Here is a 15,458-nt window from a genome sequence, read left to right on the forward strand (position 1 = left end):
GCCCCCACGCCCCCCCTCACCCCGCAAACCCCAAACCCCATACCTCGCCTCGCTTCACACCATTGTGCCGTCTGCGGGCGACTGAGCCCGAACCTGCAACGACGGCCGTCGTAGAGAAAGTCGCTGGGGGTGCCCCCGCAACGGGCTGAGATCATACCCTTTGAACCTGATTCGGCTCGTACCGACGAAGGAAAAGCGTGCCCGCCCTACCTGCGTGTCGCACGATCACATCGGTTGTGCAGGTCCTCAGCACGCGTGTCCTTTTCTATCACGACCTGCTATTCTCGTATGACAACCGTACGCCTAGGACTTGAGTGGTTTCTGAACCCGGACCACACCCCCCTCCTGATCGCGAAAGAATACGGCTGGTTTCGCGACGCCGGCATCGACCTCGAAGTCATCGAGCCGGAAGAACACCTGGACGCCGTCGACGCAATCGAAGACGGCACGATGGACCTTGCCATTACCGAACCGCTTCACCTCGTCGAGGATGGCGCCGCCGGCCACTCCGTCGTCGGCTTCGCCCGCTTCCTCCACACGAACGGAGGCGTCATGTACCGAACGGACGGCGACATCCAGCGCCCGAGCGACATGGCCGGCGCTCGGATTCAGTATCCGGGCGCTCCGGGCCCCGGCGGTCCGGCGATCGTCGGCACGATGATCGAAACGGACGGTGGAACGTATGACGTCGAGGATTTCACGCCGGTAAACAAAGGTTTCTACCACACCGACGCTCTGGCCGAGGACGAAGCGGATGTCGCGACCCTCGCGTTCTATAACTTCGAAATTGTCGAGGGGCTGCACCGCGGGCTGGATGTCGACTTCTTCGCCCTGAAAGACTGGGGCGTGCCGGACTTCTGCCAGCTCATCCTGATTACATCGCAGGAGAAACTGACCGTCGAACGCGAGCTCTTTCAGACGCTCACGCAGATTCTTCGCCGCGGGATCGACGTTGTTCACGAGAAGCCGGACGAGGCCCGGCGCATCTACTTCGAGCACACGGGAACGGACGCGAACGACGAACTCACCTCGGCCATCTTCGACGCCACCATTCCATGCTTCACGCACGACTTCAGCATGACGGATCGGTATTACGATCAACTGGAAGCGTGGATGATCAAGCGCCACCTGATCGACGCGCCTGACGCACCGGTGTCGTACTGGACGAACGACCTCGCCCTCCCTGAGCTCGCGCCCAACCCAGCGGCCTGATTGGCCGTTGTGACTGCCCGGAGACGGGGCCTGGTTGCGTTTGAGTCGAGAAGCATGCTTGTTACCGTAGCCGTTCCCTGCGAACGGCTACGCCCTCTTTCGCCAACGCGCCCCTCTCTGTGCCCTCTTCTCGCACCCTTCGATCCGCGACACCGATTGAGCGCTGGTCCCTACTGAATGCTCTCGGCGTGCTCGCTGCAACCGCGGTGAGCCTCGTCGTTGACGCAACGCTCCCGGTTATTGTCACCGGCGGCGCTGCGTTGCTACTGCTCGTCGCACAGTCCCGGCACAAGTGGACGCCGGACGGCGGCTTCGGGCGGGCCAACACGGTGACGGCCGTGCGACTTGCGATGGTGCTCGCCCTTCCACTTCTCCCCGCCTCGCTTGGCCCCGCGGCCCCGATCGGCGTGGGACTCGTCATCCTGATTGCGGACGGTATCGACGGCTGGCTCGCGCGCCATTACGAGTTGTCGTCGGAGTTTGGGGAGTTCTTCGACAAGGAAACCGACGCATTCTTCCTCCTCGTCCTCTGCCTGATGACGACGACATCCGGACTGCTCTCGCCCTGGGTCGTCGGCCTCGGCCTGTTGCGCTACCTCTTCGTCGTGGCGCTCTTCCTTCTGCAGCCACACGTAGGAAAGGAGTACCGGTCGTCGTGGGCCCGCATCATTTACGTCGGCGTCGTCCTCGCCATGCTCGCGGCGTTTCTCCCGTACCCGGCGGTTACGCAGCCCCTCGTCGGCCTCGCGGCCACAGCGCTGCTCTACTCGTTCGGCCGCTACACGTGGTGGCTGTGGTCGGTCCGACACACCTGATACTGAATCCAAATGACGCTGTCCGGGTGCTGTGCCTCGGCCGCTGGGGATGGTTCGGTCGATAAAGGGAAAAAGGGCGTCGCTGGGAACGATCCATGCTTGGTTCTGCGGTTTGAAGCACCCGGGCGAACGTAGCAGACCCCGACATTAGAATTTGGATTGGGTATGAGACCGCCTCTGGACGGAACGGGCCGCGGCCCATCTGCTCAATCGCATCACGAGCAAGCCGCTCAAGATCGAATCGAAGCTCACTTCACCCGTCCATCCGAGCACCGCTCACACCGGCGCTGGTACAGCTTCCGCACCACACCGAACTGAATGAACGCAAAAAAGACAAACCAGCTCATCAGTTCAGCCAGGGTCGCATCGCTGAAATAGTGGATAATCAGCGTGGCAACCAGGGCGACGGCGGCGGATATCGCAACATGAAGTCCCGTTCGGTAGGTCATCATTTCAAAAGAAAACGTTCGTAGAATCGTTAACCGGAATACGTAGACCCGGCCTGTATCGGTACAACCATACAGATTCACGTCGCAGGGATCATGCTTCTTTGCACCGTTTGCGCCGCAACTGTCACTTGGACACCGGCACGAAGTCCGCGTCGCACACGACATCTCCCCTGCAATCGCCGATGCCAACGCCTACATCCTCGTTTGAGACCGGGCGGAAGCGGATCGCGGTGCCGCCGCTCGGCGCGAGACGGAGCGTGAGCGTGGTTGCGTCATCCACGAGCACCTTCGTGTGATCAAACGCGAGCGGGTTGGTTTTCCAGTGGGCATCTTCGGCGTCCCGGTACACCTCGGCGACGTAGGGTACGCCCGACTCGAGAAAGGTCAGCGGCGCCTTCAACGTGCGCTCCTCCTCGTCGGTGGTGCTACCGAGGTACCAGTCGTCGCCATTCCACGCCCTCCGCACCACGGTCAGGTAATCCCCGATCACAGCGTGTAGAACGCGCGTCTCCGCCCAGTTCGTCGGGACATCGACGATGAACTGAAAGGCCTCCGGCCGCTCCTCGTAATTCCGCGGCAGATCCGCAGCCATGTGCAGCGGACTGTAGAGCGTGACGTATAGCGCGAGCTGCTTCGCTATTGTCGTCGGGACGGAGTGTTCTGGCTCATCCCCTGCATCGACAAGCTGAAAGATGCCAGGCGTGAAATCCATCGGACCCGCAAGCAGGCGCGTGAACGGTAGCGTGACCGTGTGCGCCGGACCGTTGCCATCGGCCCACGGGGCATTGAACTCTTGCCCGCGCGCCCCTTCCCGCGTGAGCATATTGGGAAAGGTCCGGCGAATGCCCGTCGGCTTGATCGGCTCGTGCGCATTGATCATGAGCTCGTGCTCGGCCGCCGTCTTCACGACGTGGCGGTAGTGGTTCACCATGTATTGTCCGTGATGCCACTCCAGCGCAATGTCGCCATCGTCCGTCATCCGCTTGATCGACCGGCCCGGCGTGACATAGCCCGTCTTTACGGCGCGAACTCCGTGCTCTTGGTAGTAATCGAACGCCTCCGGTAGCTGATCTTCGTAATTCATCACGCCCCCGGCCGTCTCGTGATGCCCGATCAAGCGTGTGCCCTTCTCGAGCGCATAGTCGGCCAGTTCATCCATCTCGAAGTCCGGATACGACGTCGTGAACTCGAACGCGTCGCCGTTCTTCGTCCAGTCGCCGTCCCAGCCCTCGTTCCAGCCTTCGACGAGAACGCCGTCGAACCCGTGCTCGGCGGCGAAGTCGATGTAGCGCTTCACGTTCTCGGTGGTCGCGCCGTGCTTCGGGCCGGAGCCCCACGTCGAGGTCCCAAGATGCATTTCCCACCACACGCCGACGTACTTCCCGGGATCGATCCAGCCGGTGTTTTCCAGACGATTCGGCTCGTTCAGGTTCAGGATCATCCGCGATGTCAGGAGCTCTCCCGCCGTGTCCGTGACCTGCACCGTCCGCCAGGGCGACGTCATCGGAGCGGAGGTTTTCACCTTCGTGCCGTCGGACCACGGGACGAGATCCGCTTCCAACATTTTGTCCCCGTTTCGGGCGAGCGTCATGCTCGAGTAATTCGTCAGCGCCGCCTCGTGGATGCTTAGAAAACGACCGTTACCGGTCTTCATCGTGAGCGGCGTGTGCAGCGTATCGGCCGCCTCGCTCAGATCCGACTCCTCGTACAGATACTCGTAGCGCCTCGGCTCATACGCCTCGATCCACCAGGCCGTCGGGTCTTCGCGCAAGCTGAACTCCGTCACTTCGTTCAGAATCTGGAAGCTCCCGAGGTGTGGCTGCTCCGGGATCTCGTAGCGAAAGGCGAGGCCGTCATCGAAGGCGCGGACGATAACGACCAGGGTTCGCGTCGCGTCACCCGTCGTTTCATACGTCGCCCGGAGCTCGTTGTAGCGGTTGCGAACATAGCGCTCCTGCCCCCAGACCTGCTCCCACGTCGTGTCGACCGACGCCGTTCGCATGTCGGTCAAGGTCAGATCCTCGGCAAGCGAAATGTTGTCGTGCAGTTCCAGGCCGAGGCGCGATGATTCGATCACCGGCTTCCCCGACCGCGTCGCGCGATAGGAGATACGCCCGTCATTTTCTGAAAGATGGACGGTAAGGGAGCCGTCCGGGGATGTGACGGAGACGGGCTGCGCGCTCACGGGCAAATGGGTCAAGGTGAGGAGCAGGAAGGAGACGAGAAACGAACGCATAGGCGGCGTCATGCTGGGCTGTCATCGGGTACCCAAGATGCAGAGACCGGTCACAAACACGCAAACCTGGCTGACGAAGTACCCGAACAGAATCGCTTCCCCTCTCGCGGGTACATCGTGAACCATCCCGCACGCTCGACCGGATCCTACCGCCGCTCCGGGCGTGAACGCATCGCCCCCACGCTGTCTCACCTCGCACCACTCTCCGTAGATGTTCTCGACAATCCGCACGCCCGAAGATTCCTCTTCGTGGCGATCCTTCGGCATTTTCCTCGGCGCCTGGTTGCTGCTGAACCTGCTGCCGTTCCTCCCGGCGACCGTCTCTCCGCTGCCGATCAGTCCGTATGCGCCGCTCTCGGTGGACGTGCTAGTGCTACTAACCTTCGCTGTGCTCGCGATGCATCTGCCGATGGACGCCGTCCGTCGGTGGGGCCTGCGCATCGCTACGGCCGGCGTGTTCTTCGTCCTGTTCTACCAGATCTACGACGCGGTCGCGTACACGGCCTTCCAGCGGAGCGGCCTCTTCGCGGAGGACGTGCAATACCTCGTCGATGTCTCCTACTTCGCGCTCGACAGCCTCTCGTGGCAAACCGGCGGACTGGCTATTGTCGGGCTTACTGCAGCCGCCGGCCTCGCCTGGATCGTGCCGCATGCCGTCCGCCTCGCTTCAAGCATCGGCGCCGGGTCACGACGGGCGCAGTTCTCGCTCGCGACCGTCCACCTCATCGCGTGGCCGATCGTCTTCGTGATCGCTCCGGCGCAGGAATGGGGCACCGAGAACCTGACGTATCAGACGTCAAACGAGCGAACGCGCGTGCGAACCGTTGCGGCAAAGGTGACGGAGAACGCGCAGGCCTCGGCGCGGCTCTACACGATGCTGGACACCCTCGGCCGGGCGCCGGTCGACTCGACGTACTTTGGCTACGAAAACGTCGCGCTCGACCGAAAGCCGCACGTCTACCTCTACATGATTGAGTCGCTCGGCGAGGTGCTGAAGCAGGACCCGGAGCTTCGCGGACCGTACCGCGACATGATGTCTGTCGTCCAAGATACGCTCTCGCAGGCGGGCTGGCACTCGGCCTCCGCGCTGTCGGAAGCGCCGGTGCGCGGCGGACGGTCGTGGCTCGCCATCGCCTCGGTCCTGCTCGGCACCCGCGTCGACCACCAGCTCCTCTACGAGCGCTTCCAGGGAACGCCGGAGGATGTCCCGTCGCTCGTCCGATTCCTCAGCGATCAGGGCTACCTCACTGTCACCTGCCAGCCCTACACTGTCGCCCGACCCGGGCTAGAGATTACAAACCCGTACGGCTTCGACGTGCTGCTCCACCGCGACGACCTCGATTACGAAGGGCCAACCTACGGATGGGGTGTCGTGCCGATGTCTGATCAGTACAGCCTCGGCGTGTCCCACGAACGCCACCTCAAACCCGCCGCGGAGGCCGGACGGCCGTTCTTCTATTTCTTCGAAACCGTCCTCTCCCACGCTCTCTGGAATTACGGCCTTCCGCCGGTCATCGACCACTGGTCTGACTTCAACGAGGGCAACACGTCGGATGTCCGCGACCGGCTCGCCGCGAAAGCGCACCCTCCGTACCTGCTGCCAGACTCCATCACCGCGCCACGCATCTTCGACCAGCCGGCCAAGATCCGCTACCTGCGCCACGTGGCATTCGAGATGGAGGTGCTCGTTCAGTACCTGCTGCGGGATGCCCCGGACGGCAGCCTCGTCATCCTGATGGGCGACCACCAGCCGCCGATCGTCCCGTCCGAGACGTTCGACGTGCCGATCCACATCCTGAGCCGCGATCCGTCGCTCGTCCAGCCGTTCACAGACAGCGGCTTCGTCCCGGGACTGCGGGCCAACAACGTTCCGCAGTGGAAGCACGAAGGGCTGTTCTCTCTGACGGTTCGTTCGCTCGTAGCGGCCGATACTTCCGCGCAAAAACGAGCCTCTCTTCCGCCATTAAAACCGGAGGGCGTGCCTCGCTCCATTATCGTTCGATAACGGACAGGCTGCGGGCGAATTGAGCGAAGCGCCGGGCGGCGTCCGGCCAGGCCGGGAAGTGCGTGCTCCGGTCCCAGGCGGTCTCACCCATCGCGCGGCGCCGCTCCGGATGCACGATGAGATCCCGCAGGGCGTCGGCCAGAGCATCTGCGTCATCGGGCGGCACAAGGTGACCGGCCGCAGCGCCCGCGAGGTTTTCCGGCAAGCCGCCAACCTTCGACGCCACCACCGGCATCCCGCGCGCCATCGCCTCTCGCGTTGCCATGCTGCACGTCTCGAAGCGCGTCGGCAGCACGAAGAAATCGGCGTTATCGTATGCCGCCGGCATCGCATGGCTATCGACAACTCCCTCCCACCGGACGCGCCCCCGAATTGGAGACGCCTGAAGCTGTTCTCGAAATGACTCGGCGTACTCGGCGTCGAGGTCGGTCCCTCCAATCAGCCGCCACGTCCAGTCGAGCTCCTGGATCGTGCGCAGCGCCTCCAGAAGCACGTCGAGCCCTTTTCCGGGCAGAACGTTCGCGACCGTGAGAAGCTGAACCGGTCGGCAACGGTCGAGTCGGTCCGGCACCGTCGGCCGAAATCTGGCGTCCAGTCCCGGCGGGACCACGCACACCGCGTCCGGCTGCATTCCCTCACGAATCAGCGCCGTTCGAACGTACTCGCTTGGCGTGACGGCCCCATCGAACAGCGGCAGCAGCCCTCGCTCGCCGTCGGCCTTCGACGCATCGGACGCGCGCGGATCGACACAATTCAGGTAGTGCGCGAGGAGAATCAACCGGGCGTTCGGCCTCTGCGCACGCACGGCCCGGAGGGCGTCGTCATGCTGCAGACAGAGGCTGTCCACGACCACGGTTTCGGCGTCCCCGATCGCGCGAAGCGGGTCCGCCGGCCCGGCATCGACCGGCCAGGTCACCACGTCCGGCGGCGGTGACCCCTGCGGCCACGCGTCCAGGATCCGGCGATTGTAGACGTTGCCGCCGGTTGGCGTGCCGGCAATGTCGGGTACGATGAAAATCATGAAGCGGCAGGACAACGAGTCTCATCCCGTTGACAAGAGCGATCGAGGTATCCACTGTCATCAGCAGAGCGGTCGTCAACGGACGACGGTGATTCTTCGGACTTCGACGCCACTCTGACTTCGCAGTTGGAAGAAGTAAACCCCCGTCGCGAGATCCGCCGTCGAAACGGTTGTCTGTATACCAGATGCTGAAGCAGCGCCCCTCATGACCAAGCGGACACGCTGCCCGAGAACATTGTACAGGTCCACTTCGATTTGCTGTGATTCGTTCGTACGCACCGACACGCGGATATCACGACCTGCCCGAACCGGGTTCGCTCCTTCGATGTTCAGCTTTCCGGTCTCTTGGATCCGAACCATCTTTGGATCCGAAAGGGTCGCGGTTCCATCGATGTCGACTTGACGCAAGCGAAACTGGTGCGTGCCGCCAGAAAGCGGTCTGGACTCAAACCGATAGGAGCGTGGCTCGCTGATCGTACCGGCACCGTCCAAAAAGCCAATGGACGCCCAGTCAGTCGAGCCCGGCGCCTGATGAAGCACATGGAATCCTGCGTTATTGGTTTCGCTTAGGGTTTTCCAGGTGAGCACCGCTGTCGCTTCAGAGGCAACTGCGTTGAACGCCGACAGCTCGACGGGAAGGGCCACCGGCTCCAGACGCAGGTCATCGAACGCAAATTCTTCGGCGGCGCCATCGATATGCGCCTCAATTTGGATGATGACAGAGCTGGCAGGCGTCGGGATGTCGAATCCAAAGCGTGCCATCTCCGGCTTGAGTTCTACACCCTCGCCATTTCCGTCAAAGTCCCCATCGACGGCCAGTGGCTCGTTGAACCCATCGATGGAACCGCTGGAAGTCGTTCGCTGGACATACGAGAACTGTAAGCCGGTGGTATATGTGGCGCCTCCGTCCGTGCTGTACCGCACGACGAGCGAATCGCTTAAATCGTAGCAGCTAAACTGCTCTCCTTCGTTGCAACCAGCTGCAAATCGCCCGAGGAACCGGAGCTCTGTCGCACCCGACACGTCGACTTCCTGAAGCGTCAACGTTTTGACCGGCAGACCGTCACCTCCACCATCGTCCAGATCCTCTCCTGCCCAAAAATACGTTCCTTCGATCCCCGAGTACGGAGCACTCACATTCGACAAAACCTGCCCGGACGACACGCCATCCGTTCGCTGAAAATGATCGTTGGACCCATCGTAGAAAATGTTCGATGCCGTGTAGCGCGAACCGAGCCCGTCTGTCTCAAAATCCTCAACGTAAGGGAGCGTCGGTTGCTGGGCCCAAACCGGTTGATTCCAGCTAAGGAAGACGAGGACGAGAAGAAGGGGCGCGAGCGGGAGTCGAACGATTCGAATGTGTGTCATCTAGGAGGTCTGAGGCGTAGGCAAGAGGGGAACAGCGAATACAGTATAAGTCGCTCGTGCTCGCCACGCATATTTTCCCCTCACCGCAGGATGAGTGCCCCCTCTCACGATGCGACGAGCAAGCACGACGCACCTGTGGGATCATCGAGTACCACGACCTCCGGACGCTCGCACTCCAATTCCGACGGCGGCTCGTGGGCTGCCCCGCCGAGATCACCTGCACGTTTCGCTGCTTCATCCAGGTTCTCGACGGCAAATCCCGGGAGCCAGCGCGGCGCATCCGATACCTCGGCGCGCGTCACGGACCGCAGACGGGCAATGGGAGCGTTCCCGCGGGAAAAGCGGATATCGTCGCCGAGGAATTCGTCGCTCGGATGATCGTCGACGCACGACCACACCAGCAGGTCGCCATAGAAATCGCGAGCCGCGTACGGGTCGGTCGTCTGAAGCTCCGACCAGACCAGGGACCCGGGTGCAGGATTCTCGGAGACCTCAATCGGCGGAGCGGCGGCGGACGGCGTTGTTTCCCAGATGCCGAACTCGGCGCCCGTTGGATCCGACAACACTGCACGCCATCCGTCGCCGCCCGCAGGCATCGCCGGTTCGATCAGGGTTGCACCGTGGAACTGGGCTCGCTCCGTCATCGCGACGGCATCCGGCGTCGGCACAAAGGGCGTCCACCGAGGCGGCTCGTCCTGCTGCACCTCCCATGCGCTCATGGACGCCATTCCCGCGACCGGCTCCGTCGTGCCACCCAACACGCACGCTCCCTTCGGCAGACCCGGTCCGCCCGTGTTCACATCGACCCGCCAGCCGAGGAGGGCCGAGTAGAACGCCATTACGGCGTCGAGATCCGGCGTCTTGAGCTGGGCCCAGAACATGGCGGTGAGGTCAGCGGAAGGGCAGGTTCGCGATCTGCAGTACCCGCGCCGCGGCGATGGGTTCGCCGATTTCAGAAGGGCTAATCGATGAACTCGCCGAGCCTCACCTTGTCTTGGCGAGTCTAGTAGACGATAGCACTCTAGGTCATCCCGATCGCGAGTACATTCAGCTCAGGTCTCAGTCCCACGAGTTCTCGCAAACGTTCGTGGTTGCTTGAGGTGCGCATCCATAAATTTGCGTCATGTCTCGCCGGCCGGTCTGCTTTTTGCTCCTCGGGGAAGTGCTTATCACCCCCTTCTGCCTGCCCGATCCTCCATCATTCATGTCCTTTCTTTCCGACGAACAGAAGAAGCTGGTTGATCGCATCGGTACCGTGGCTTCCGACATTGAGGCTCGCATGATGCTTGGTACCATCGGTCTATACATCGATGATGCTCAGATCGGTGTTGTCGAAGATGATGCCGTCTATCTTCGCGCTGGCGACGACCATCGTGCCTCCTTCGAAGAGCAGGGAGCAACCCCGTATAATGCCGGCGGAGGCGTAGCTCAGGCGTCCTACTTCCGCGTGCCTGACGCCATCCTCGAAGATAATGATGCCCTCACGACGTGGGTTGAACACGCGGGTAGCGTCGCTGCTTGATGCCTCGTGGGTTTGCGACGGACGAATTACTCTCCACGTACTCTCTCCGCTTTACTCTCTCCCGCAGCGCCCCGTCCTCGGCCCCGGCTGAGCGGGGCGTTTGACGTTTCCCTATACAGGAAACTTCCACACGGTCGGGGAAAAGAGAAATGGATCTGGCAATTCTACAAGGCGGTATCTGTTTCTGCAATCCACGCCGCGACCTGGTCCCACAGTCCGGGCACGCGTCCCGGACGGAAGAAGCCGAAATGCCCGATCCGGTCGGCACCGACAGCCGACGGAGCGATGTGGTGGCGATCGATCCTCGCGCTGCTGTACTCGGCCATCATCGCATCCACGGAGTCCTTCGGCGCAAAGGCATCATCCGTGAAACTGTAGGCGAAGATGGGGCGATCGAAGGCTGCGTGCCCCGCGTACTCGCCGACGTACTCCGGCCGGCGAGACCAACGCGCCCACTGTAGCGCCACGTCCTTCGGCAGGTCCTCGCCGAGACCGAGCGCCCGGCCCGGGAAGAAGCCGCAGGCGCGCGATAGCATCGGCATTCCCGCATACCAGAGCGCGGCGTATCCATACCGCTGCGGCGACGGCCAGTGTCCCCAGTAGGCATTCGGTGCCGCCACCACGACCACGGCATCGACCTGAGGTGCGTTGGGAATCATCCCGACGGCGCACCCACCGTAGCTGTGTCCCAGCACAACGCGGCGTGCCTCCGGATACCGCTCGGCCGCCCATCGCACCACGCCTCCAAGATCTCGCACGGCCCAGTCACGCATAGACGCCTCGAATCCACGAAGGGAATCAGGAAGGCTGCCGCCTGTTCCCCGGTAATCGAACGTGACGACGCCAACACCGCGCTCGGCAAAATCCTCTGCAAGCGCTCGGTACAGCTTGCGCCGAACGCCCGTCGCCGCAGCCACCACCACGACCGTCGCCGGCTCCTCAGGCCCAAAACGCGACGCCGCCAGCGAGAAGCCGTCGATGGCAGGAATGTCCAGGGTTCGCACGGAAGCGTCAGTCATCGAATTCAAGGAAGAGGGGTTGAGGGCGAACACAGAGTGCCGTCTCGAGGCTACGAGGTCGCCTCTGCCGCGGGCTCTTCGTCCGCTAGATGGCGCACGACCATCACCGGCACATTGCTGTTGGTCGCGATGCGTTCCGGCACCGTGCCGAACAAGATGTCTCTGATCGTCGGCTCCGTCTCTCCTAGCACAACCAGGTCGTATTTTTCGGCCTCCTCGATGATTACATCGGCCGGGTCGTCGGATGCAATGAGCCGGTCGGACAACATGGCGTCGTCGATCCCCTGATCCGTAATCCGGGCCCGTGCCGGTTCGATGATCTGCGAAAGCACCTTCTCCTCGCTCTCGCCCTTCTCTATGACGTGAAGCATCGTCACCTTCGTCTCGCGCTCTTTCAGGAGATCGGCCACGAACGCCATGATTTCCTCAATGTTGTGCGTCCCGCGTAGCGGTACCAGCACATTCTGCAGCTGCTTCGCGGGCCGCGCGATGTACACGGCGTCGCAATTCTCCTCGACGGAAATGCGGCTCACCGTGTCGAACACGTTGCCGGTGAACACGAGCCGCTGCGTGACATCAGCTCCGGCTTCCTCGAAGGGCGTGGCGATCTCCTGCAGTGCGTCTCCTGCTTCGTCCTCGAACTGCTCACGTGCCTGCTCTGGAGAGGTCTGCTCCGGCACCTCGTACCATCCGACGATAACCACCCGCAGCGATGAGACGAGCTTCACGAGCGCCGGAGGGAGCGGACTCGGATCCGGAAGTTCAACGTCGATCAGGATGCTGGACGGAGTGTGCATAGCGGAAAACCAGGTCGAAATGGGGAATTCGAAGTGCGAAACCAGTACAGGGGAAGCGCTGCCCTGCACATCCGTGCAGACTCACTCGTAGACGATGTCCACGTCCCGCGCATAGAACACGTGCCAGAGAGCAGCAGCAATCAGAACGCCGAAACCGAGCCCGATTGAGAGCGGCTGCATGAACGCGATGAGCCCGAAGCTGGCGAGCGCGCCGAGCGCGGGAAGCACCGGTGAGCCGGGGCACCGGAAGTCTGGGTCATACGATGCCGGTTGTCGGGCTCGCATCACCAGAAGCGTGATGCACATCAGGCCGTACATCACCAGGTGCAGTAGCGAGGCGACCTCCGCCAGCACCTCCACCTGGCCGAACAGGATCAGCCCCGCGATCGGAACGCCCGTGAGGAGGAGCGCGATGTGCGGCGTCCGAAATTTCCGGTTGATCTCGCGCATCTTGTCGGGCACGAGGGAGTCGCGACTCAGCGCGAAGAGGGAACGCGACGAGCTCAGAATGGACGCGTTGGCGCTCGACAGTGTCGCGAGCAGACCACCCGTCAGAATGGCCGCGGCCCCGACCGTGCCGAAGATCGCCCGGGCTACCTCGACAATGGCTGTCTCCCCCAACCCGGAGAGCGCTTCGCTCCCTACGATGCTGGTGCTGAGGAAGATGGTGAGCACGTACAGCACGCCAACGAGGAGGACGCTTCCGATCATCGCCCGCGGCAGGTTACGCGCCGGGTCTTTAATCTCCCCTGCAACCGTAGCAATCTGTGCAAAGCCGAGGTACGAGGTGAAGACCAGTGCGGCTGTCGTGAAGACCGGCATAATGCCATATGGGAAGTACGACTCAGGCACCGTCTCCCGCCCGAAGAAGCCAAGCGCGTCGAGCAGGCCGTGGCCGAGGAAGCCCGCCAGAATCACCAGCAGCAACCCGACGATAGCACTCTGCAGGTCGCCGGTGTTCTTCGTCCCGGTGATGCTCACGCCGGTCAGCACCACGACCGTCATGAACGCCACGGCCTGCACCGGCAGCGACGCCGTCATCCCCAGCACACTGAGCACATCGGAGAGGTAGTAGGCAAACCCCATCAGGTAGAATGCCGACGCGAAGATCAGCCCCAGCCACTGCCCGATCCCAACGAGGCTTCCGAGAAACGCTCCGAGTCCGCGCGAGATGAAGTAGTAGCCACCGCCGGACTCGGGCATCGCGGTCGCAAGTTCGGCCGTCGGCAATGCCACGAGCATCGCAATGACAGCCCCAATCGCGAACGACAGCATCGCCGCCGGGCCGGCCTGACCGGCCGCGAGACCGGGAAACACGAAGATTCCAGCGCCGACCATGGTCCCCGTTCCGATGGCCATCGCCTCGACGAACCCGAGTGATCGCTCCAGTTCCGTGTTGGGCGACTCGGCTTCTACTTTGAGTGGCGGCCCTGAATTGCGGGACGACGTGTTCGACTCGCTCATGACAGCACAATCTCAGGGTAAGGGCGCACGTGAGATCCGTTCAGGCCACGTTGACCTGTGACGCAACCGGGCCTTATGCACACGAAGCCGCACAGCGATGATTCCTGTCGAAGGGTGCTCGTCCCCTGCCGACGTGTAACAGCACGCCCGGTCTCAATCTCCGATAAATTCGAAAAGCGAGACGGAAATCATCACTACGCTAACCAACGACATAAAGGCACAGAACTTACGTCGAGTCTAACGAACGTGTTTTCTTGTCTCTTCTGCTCTCCGTCTCACATTACCGCATCTCATGCCCGACGAATACACCGAAGTGACCAGCGAATCCTGGCTCAATCGCCTCTGGGATTCCATCACCGGCGTCCTTTTCGGCATACTGATATTTCTGGTGGCGTTTCCTCTGCTGTTTTGGAACGAGGGTCGCGCCGTAAAAACCGCCCGCAGCCTCGATGAAGGCGCAGCGTCCGTCGTGACCACTTCGCCCGATGCCGTCGACCCTGAGCTGGACGGCCAGCTCGTGCACGTGACTGGACGCGCGACCAGCGACGCCACGCTAACCGATCCTATTTTCGGCATCGAGGCGTCAGCGTTGAAGCTACGTCGGTCCGTGGAAATGTACCAATGGACGGAAGAAACCTCCCAGGAGACTCAAAAGAAGCTGGGCGGCAGCGAGGAGACCGTCACCACGTACTCGTACTCGAAAACGTGGGCTTCGCGTCCCATTGACTCCGAGGAATTCGAGAAATCCGCTGGGCACGAAAACCCGGGCCCAATGCCGTTTTCGGAATGGTCGGACGTGGCGCATCCCGTAACGGTGGGAGCGTTCCGTCTCCCCGGCTCGATGGCCGACGGCATCGGGAGCTACGATGACTACGTGCCGACGCCGGACGAGCGCACCGCCATCGAAGCCGAGCATGACATCACGTCGCAAGGTGGAACGCTCTACTCGGGCGACCCTGCGACACCTCAGGTCGGCGACATCCGAGTCACGTTCGACGCTGTTGCATCTGGCCCCGTCAGCATCGTCGCTAAGCAGACGGGCGATTCGTTTGAGGCGTACCAAACATCGAACGGACAGACGGTGTCGATGCTAGAATCCGGCACGCACAGCGCCGCTTCAATGTTCGAATCGGCTCAGGCGAGCAACACGATGTGGACATGGGGCCTGCGCGGGCTCGGAATCCTGCTCATGACATTCGGACTCTCGCTCGTCTTCCGCCCACTTACAGTGGTGGCCGACGTGGTTCCATTCCTGGGGAATTTGCTGGAGACGGGTTTCGGCCTTGTGTCGTTCTTGATTGCTATTCCCTTCGCCCTCGTCACCATTGCGCTCGGATGGATCGTCTACCGCCCACTGGTCGGCATCGGATTGCTGGTGGTCGCTGCCGCCGTCGTGGGTCTCGTCGTATGGATGCGGGGACGGGCGGACGCCTCGTCTGCTTCGGAGTCGCCGGCGCCGAGTCCGGTGTAAGCGTCAATTACAGGCATTCGGCGGAAGCACCTGCCGTAGTCTCAAAACGCCGCGACGATCACTTCGGCATCCGGCCATC

13 protein-coding genes and 1 riboswitch are annotated in these 15,458 nt (G+C 62.3%); of the genes, 5 read left to right on the forward strand and 8 right to left on the reverse strand.

Features of this window, described 5'->3' with window-relative positions:
- Positions 1 to 115 precede the first annotated feature (115 nt).
- A riboswitch (TPP riboswitch) is annotated at positions 116 to 211 on the forward strand.
- A 77-nt stretch (positions 212 to 288) separates the two neighbouring features.
- Entirely contained in the window at positions 289 to 1,212 is a 924-nt protein-coding gene (locus CRI94_RS14415; RefSeq protein WP_098077300.1) for an ABC transporter substrate-binding protein, read from the forward strand.
- Positions 1,213 to 1,331: 119 nt separating this feature from the next.
- On the forward strand, positions 1,332 to 2,027 hold the full coding sequence (locus CRI94_RS14420; protein WP_143815424.1) for a CDP-alcohol phosphatidyltransferase family protein: 696 nt from the start codon (positions 1,332 to 1,334) through the stop codon (positions 2,025 to 2,027).
- 248 nt (positions 2,028 to 2,275) lie between these two features.
- On the opposite strand, the gene CRI94_RS14425 is transcribed toward CRI94_RS14420, so the two are convergent.
- Positions 2,276 to 2,479: a hypothetical protein gene (locus CRI94_RS14425; protein WP_098077306.1), complete on the reverse strand. Its 204-nt coding sequence runs from the start codon at positions 2,477 to 2,479 to the stop codon at positions 2,276 to 2,278.
- Between the two features lie 121 nt (positions 2,480 to 2,600).
- Positions 2,601 to 4,712, reverse strand: coding sequence for a glycoside hydrolase family 97 protein (locus tag CRI94_RS14430; RefSeq protein ID WP_098077309.1), 2,112 nt, complete (start codon positions 4,710 to 4,712; stop codon positions 2,601 to 2,603).
- A 211-nt stretch (positions 4,713 to 4,923) separates the two neighbouring features.
- On the opposite strand from CRI94_RS14430, the gene CRI94_RS14435 reads away from it, so the two are divergent.
- Positions 4,924 to 6,717, forward strand: coding sequence for an LTA synthase family protein (locus CRI94_RS14435; RefSeq protein WP_098077312.1), 1,794 nt, complete (start codon positions 4,924 to 4,926; stop codon positions 6,715 to 6,717).
- Here the strand turns inward: CRI94_RS14435 and CRI94_RS14440 are convergent.
- The 3 genes from CRI94_RS14440 to CRI94_RS14450 all read right to left on the reverse strand — a co-directional run bounded on the left by CRI94_RS14440 (position 6,704) and on the right by CRI94_RS14450 (position 9,987).
- The gene (locus tag CRI94_RS14440) at positions 6,704 to 7,738 is read right to left on the reverse strand and encodes a glycosyltransferase family 4 protein (protein WP_098077315.1); all 1,035 of its coding nucleotides are present in this window, start codon (positions 7,736 to 7,738) and stop codon (positions 6,704 to 6,706) included. The genes CRI94_RS14435 and CRI94_RS14440 overlap by 14 nt on opposite strands.
- A 75-nt stretch (positions 7,739 to 7,813) precedes the next feature.
- Positions 7,814 to 9,106 (reverse strand): T9SS type A sorting domain-containing protein, encoded by a 1,293-nt coding sequence (locus CRI94_RS14445; RefSeq protein WP_098077318.1) that lies wholly within the window; start codon positions 9,104 to 9,106, stop codon positions 7,814 to 7,816.
- Between the two features lie 104 nt (positions 9,107 to 9,210).
- Complete coding sequence (locus CRI94_RS14450; RefSeq protein WP_098077321.1) at positions 9,211 to 9,987, reverse strand: VOC family protein; 777 nt, start codon at positions 9,985 to 9,987, stop codon at positions 9,211 to 9,213.
- Positions 9,988 to 10,310: 323 nt separating this feature from the next.
- Here CRI94_RS14450 and CRI94_RS14455 point away from each other — a divergent pair, with 323 nt between their 5' ends.
- Positions 10,311 to 10,628 (forward strand): TfoX/Sxy family protein, encoded by a 318-nt coding sequence (locus CRI94_RS14455; RefSeq protein ID WP_179862333.1) that lies wholly within the window; start codon positions 10,311 to 10,313, stop codon positions 10,626 to 10,628.
- Between the two features lie 164 nt (positions 10,629 to 10,792).
- On the opposite strand, the gene CRI94_RS14460 is transcribed toward CRI94_RS14455, so the two are convergent.
- The 3 genes from CRI94_RS14460 to CRI94_RS14470 form a co-directional block, all read right to left on the reverse strand.
- Positions 10,793 to 11,647, reverse strand: a complete 855-nt coding sequence (locus CRI94_RS14460) for an alpha/beta hydrolase family protein (protein WP_098077327.1) — start codon at positions 11,645 to 11,647, stop codon at positions 10,793 to 10,795.
- A gap of 50 nt (positions 11,648 to 11,697) precedes the next feature.
- The gene (locus CRI94_RS14465) at positions 11,698 to 12,444 is read right to left on the reverse strand and encodes a universal stress protein (protein ID WP_098077330.1); all 747 of its coding nucleotides are present in this window, start codon (positions 12,442 to 12,444) and stop codon (positions 11,698 to 11,700) included.
- A gap of 81 nt (positions 12,445 to 12,525) precedes the next feature.
- Entirely contained in the window at positions 12,526 to 13,908 is a 1,383-nt protein-coding gene (locus CRI94_RS14470) for an APC family permease (protein ID WP_098077333.1), read from the reverse strand.
- A gap of 292 nt (positions 13,909 to 14,200) precedes the next feature.
- On the opposite strand from CRI94_RS14470, the gene CRI94_RS14475 reads away from it, so the two are divergent.
- Positions 14,201 to 15,379 carry a TMEM43 family protein gene (locus tag CRI94_RS14475; protein ID WP_098077336.1) on the forward strand — a complete coding sequence of 393 codons (1,179 nt, stop codon included), beginning with the start codon at positions 14,201 to 14,203 and terminating at the stop codon, positions 15,377 to 15,379.
- The last annotated feature ends 79 nt before the right edge of the window (positions 15,380 to 15,458 follow it).

The sequence above is a fragment of the Longibacter salinarum genome (assembly GCF_002554795.1).
Lineage (GTDB): Bacteria > Bacteroidota > Rhodothermia > Rhodothermales > Salinibacteraceae > Longibacter > Longibacter salinarum.

Excerpts from the sequence above, each read along its gene's own strand:
- CRI94_RS14430 (WP_098077309.1), bottom strand. The coding sequence starts at position 4,712 with ATGCGTTCGTTTCTCGTCTCCTTCCTGCTCCTCACCTTGACCCATTTG.
- CRI94_RS14445 (WP_098077318.1), bottom strand. The coding sequence starts at position 9,106 with ATGACACACATTCGAATCGTTCGACTCCCGCTCGCGCCCCTTCTTCTC.
- CRI94_RS14460 (WP_098077327.1), bottom strand. The coding sequence starts at position 11,647 with ATGACTGACGCTTCCGTGCGAACCCTGGACATTCCTGCCATCGACGGC.
- CRI94_RS14415 (WP_098077300.1), top strand. The coding sequence starts at position 289 with ATGACAACCGTACGCCTAGGACTTGAGTGGTTTCTGAACCCGGACCAC.
- CRI94_RS14455 (WP_179862333.1), top strand. The coding sequence starts at position 10,311 with ATGTCCTTTCTTTCCGACGAACAGAAGAAGCTGGTTGATCGCATCGGT.
- CRI94_RS14450 (WP_098077321.1), bottom strand. The coding sequence starts at position 9,987 with ATGTTCTGGGCCCAGCTCAAGACGCCGGATCTCGACGCCGTAATGGCG.
- CRI94_RS14435 (WP_098077312.1), top strand. The coding sequence starts at position 4,924 with ATGTTCTCGACAATCCGCACGCCCGAAGATTCCTCTTCGTGGCGATCC.
- CRI94_RS14425 (WP_098077306.1), bottom strand. The coding sequence starts at position 2,479 with ATGATGACCTACCGAACGGGACTTCATGTTGCGATATCCGCCGCCGTC.
- CRI94_RS14475 (WP_098077336.1), top strand. The coding sequence starts at position 14,201 with ATGCCCGACGAATACACCGAAGTGACCAGCGAATCCTGGCTCAATCGC.
- CRI94_RS14465 (WP_098077330.1), bottom strand. The coding sequence starts at position 12,444 with ATGCACACTCCGTCCAGCATCCTGATCGACGTTGAACTTCCGGATCCG.
- CRI94_RS14470 (WP_098077333.1), bottom strand. The coding sequence starts at position 13,908 with ATGAGCGAGTCGAACACGTCGTCCCGCAATTCAGGGCCGCCACTCAAA.
- CRI94_RS14440 (WP_098077315.1), bottom strand. The coding sequence starts at position 7,738 with ATGATTTTCATCGTACCCGACATTGCCGGCACGCCAACCGGCGGCAAC.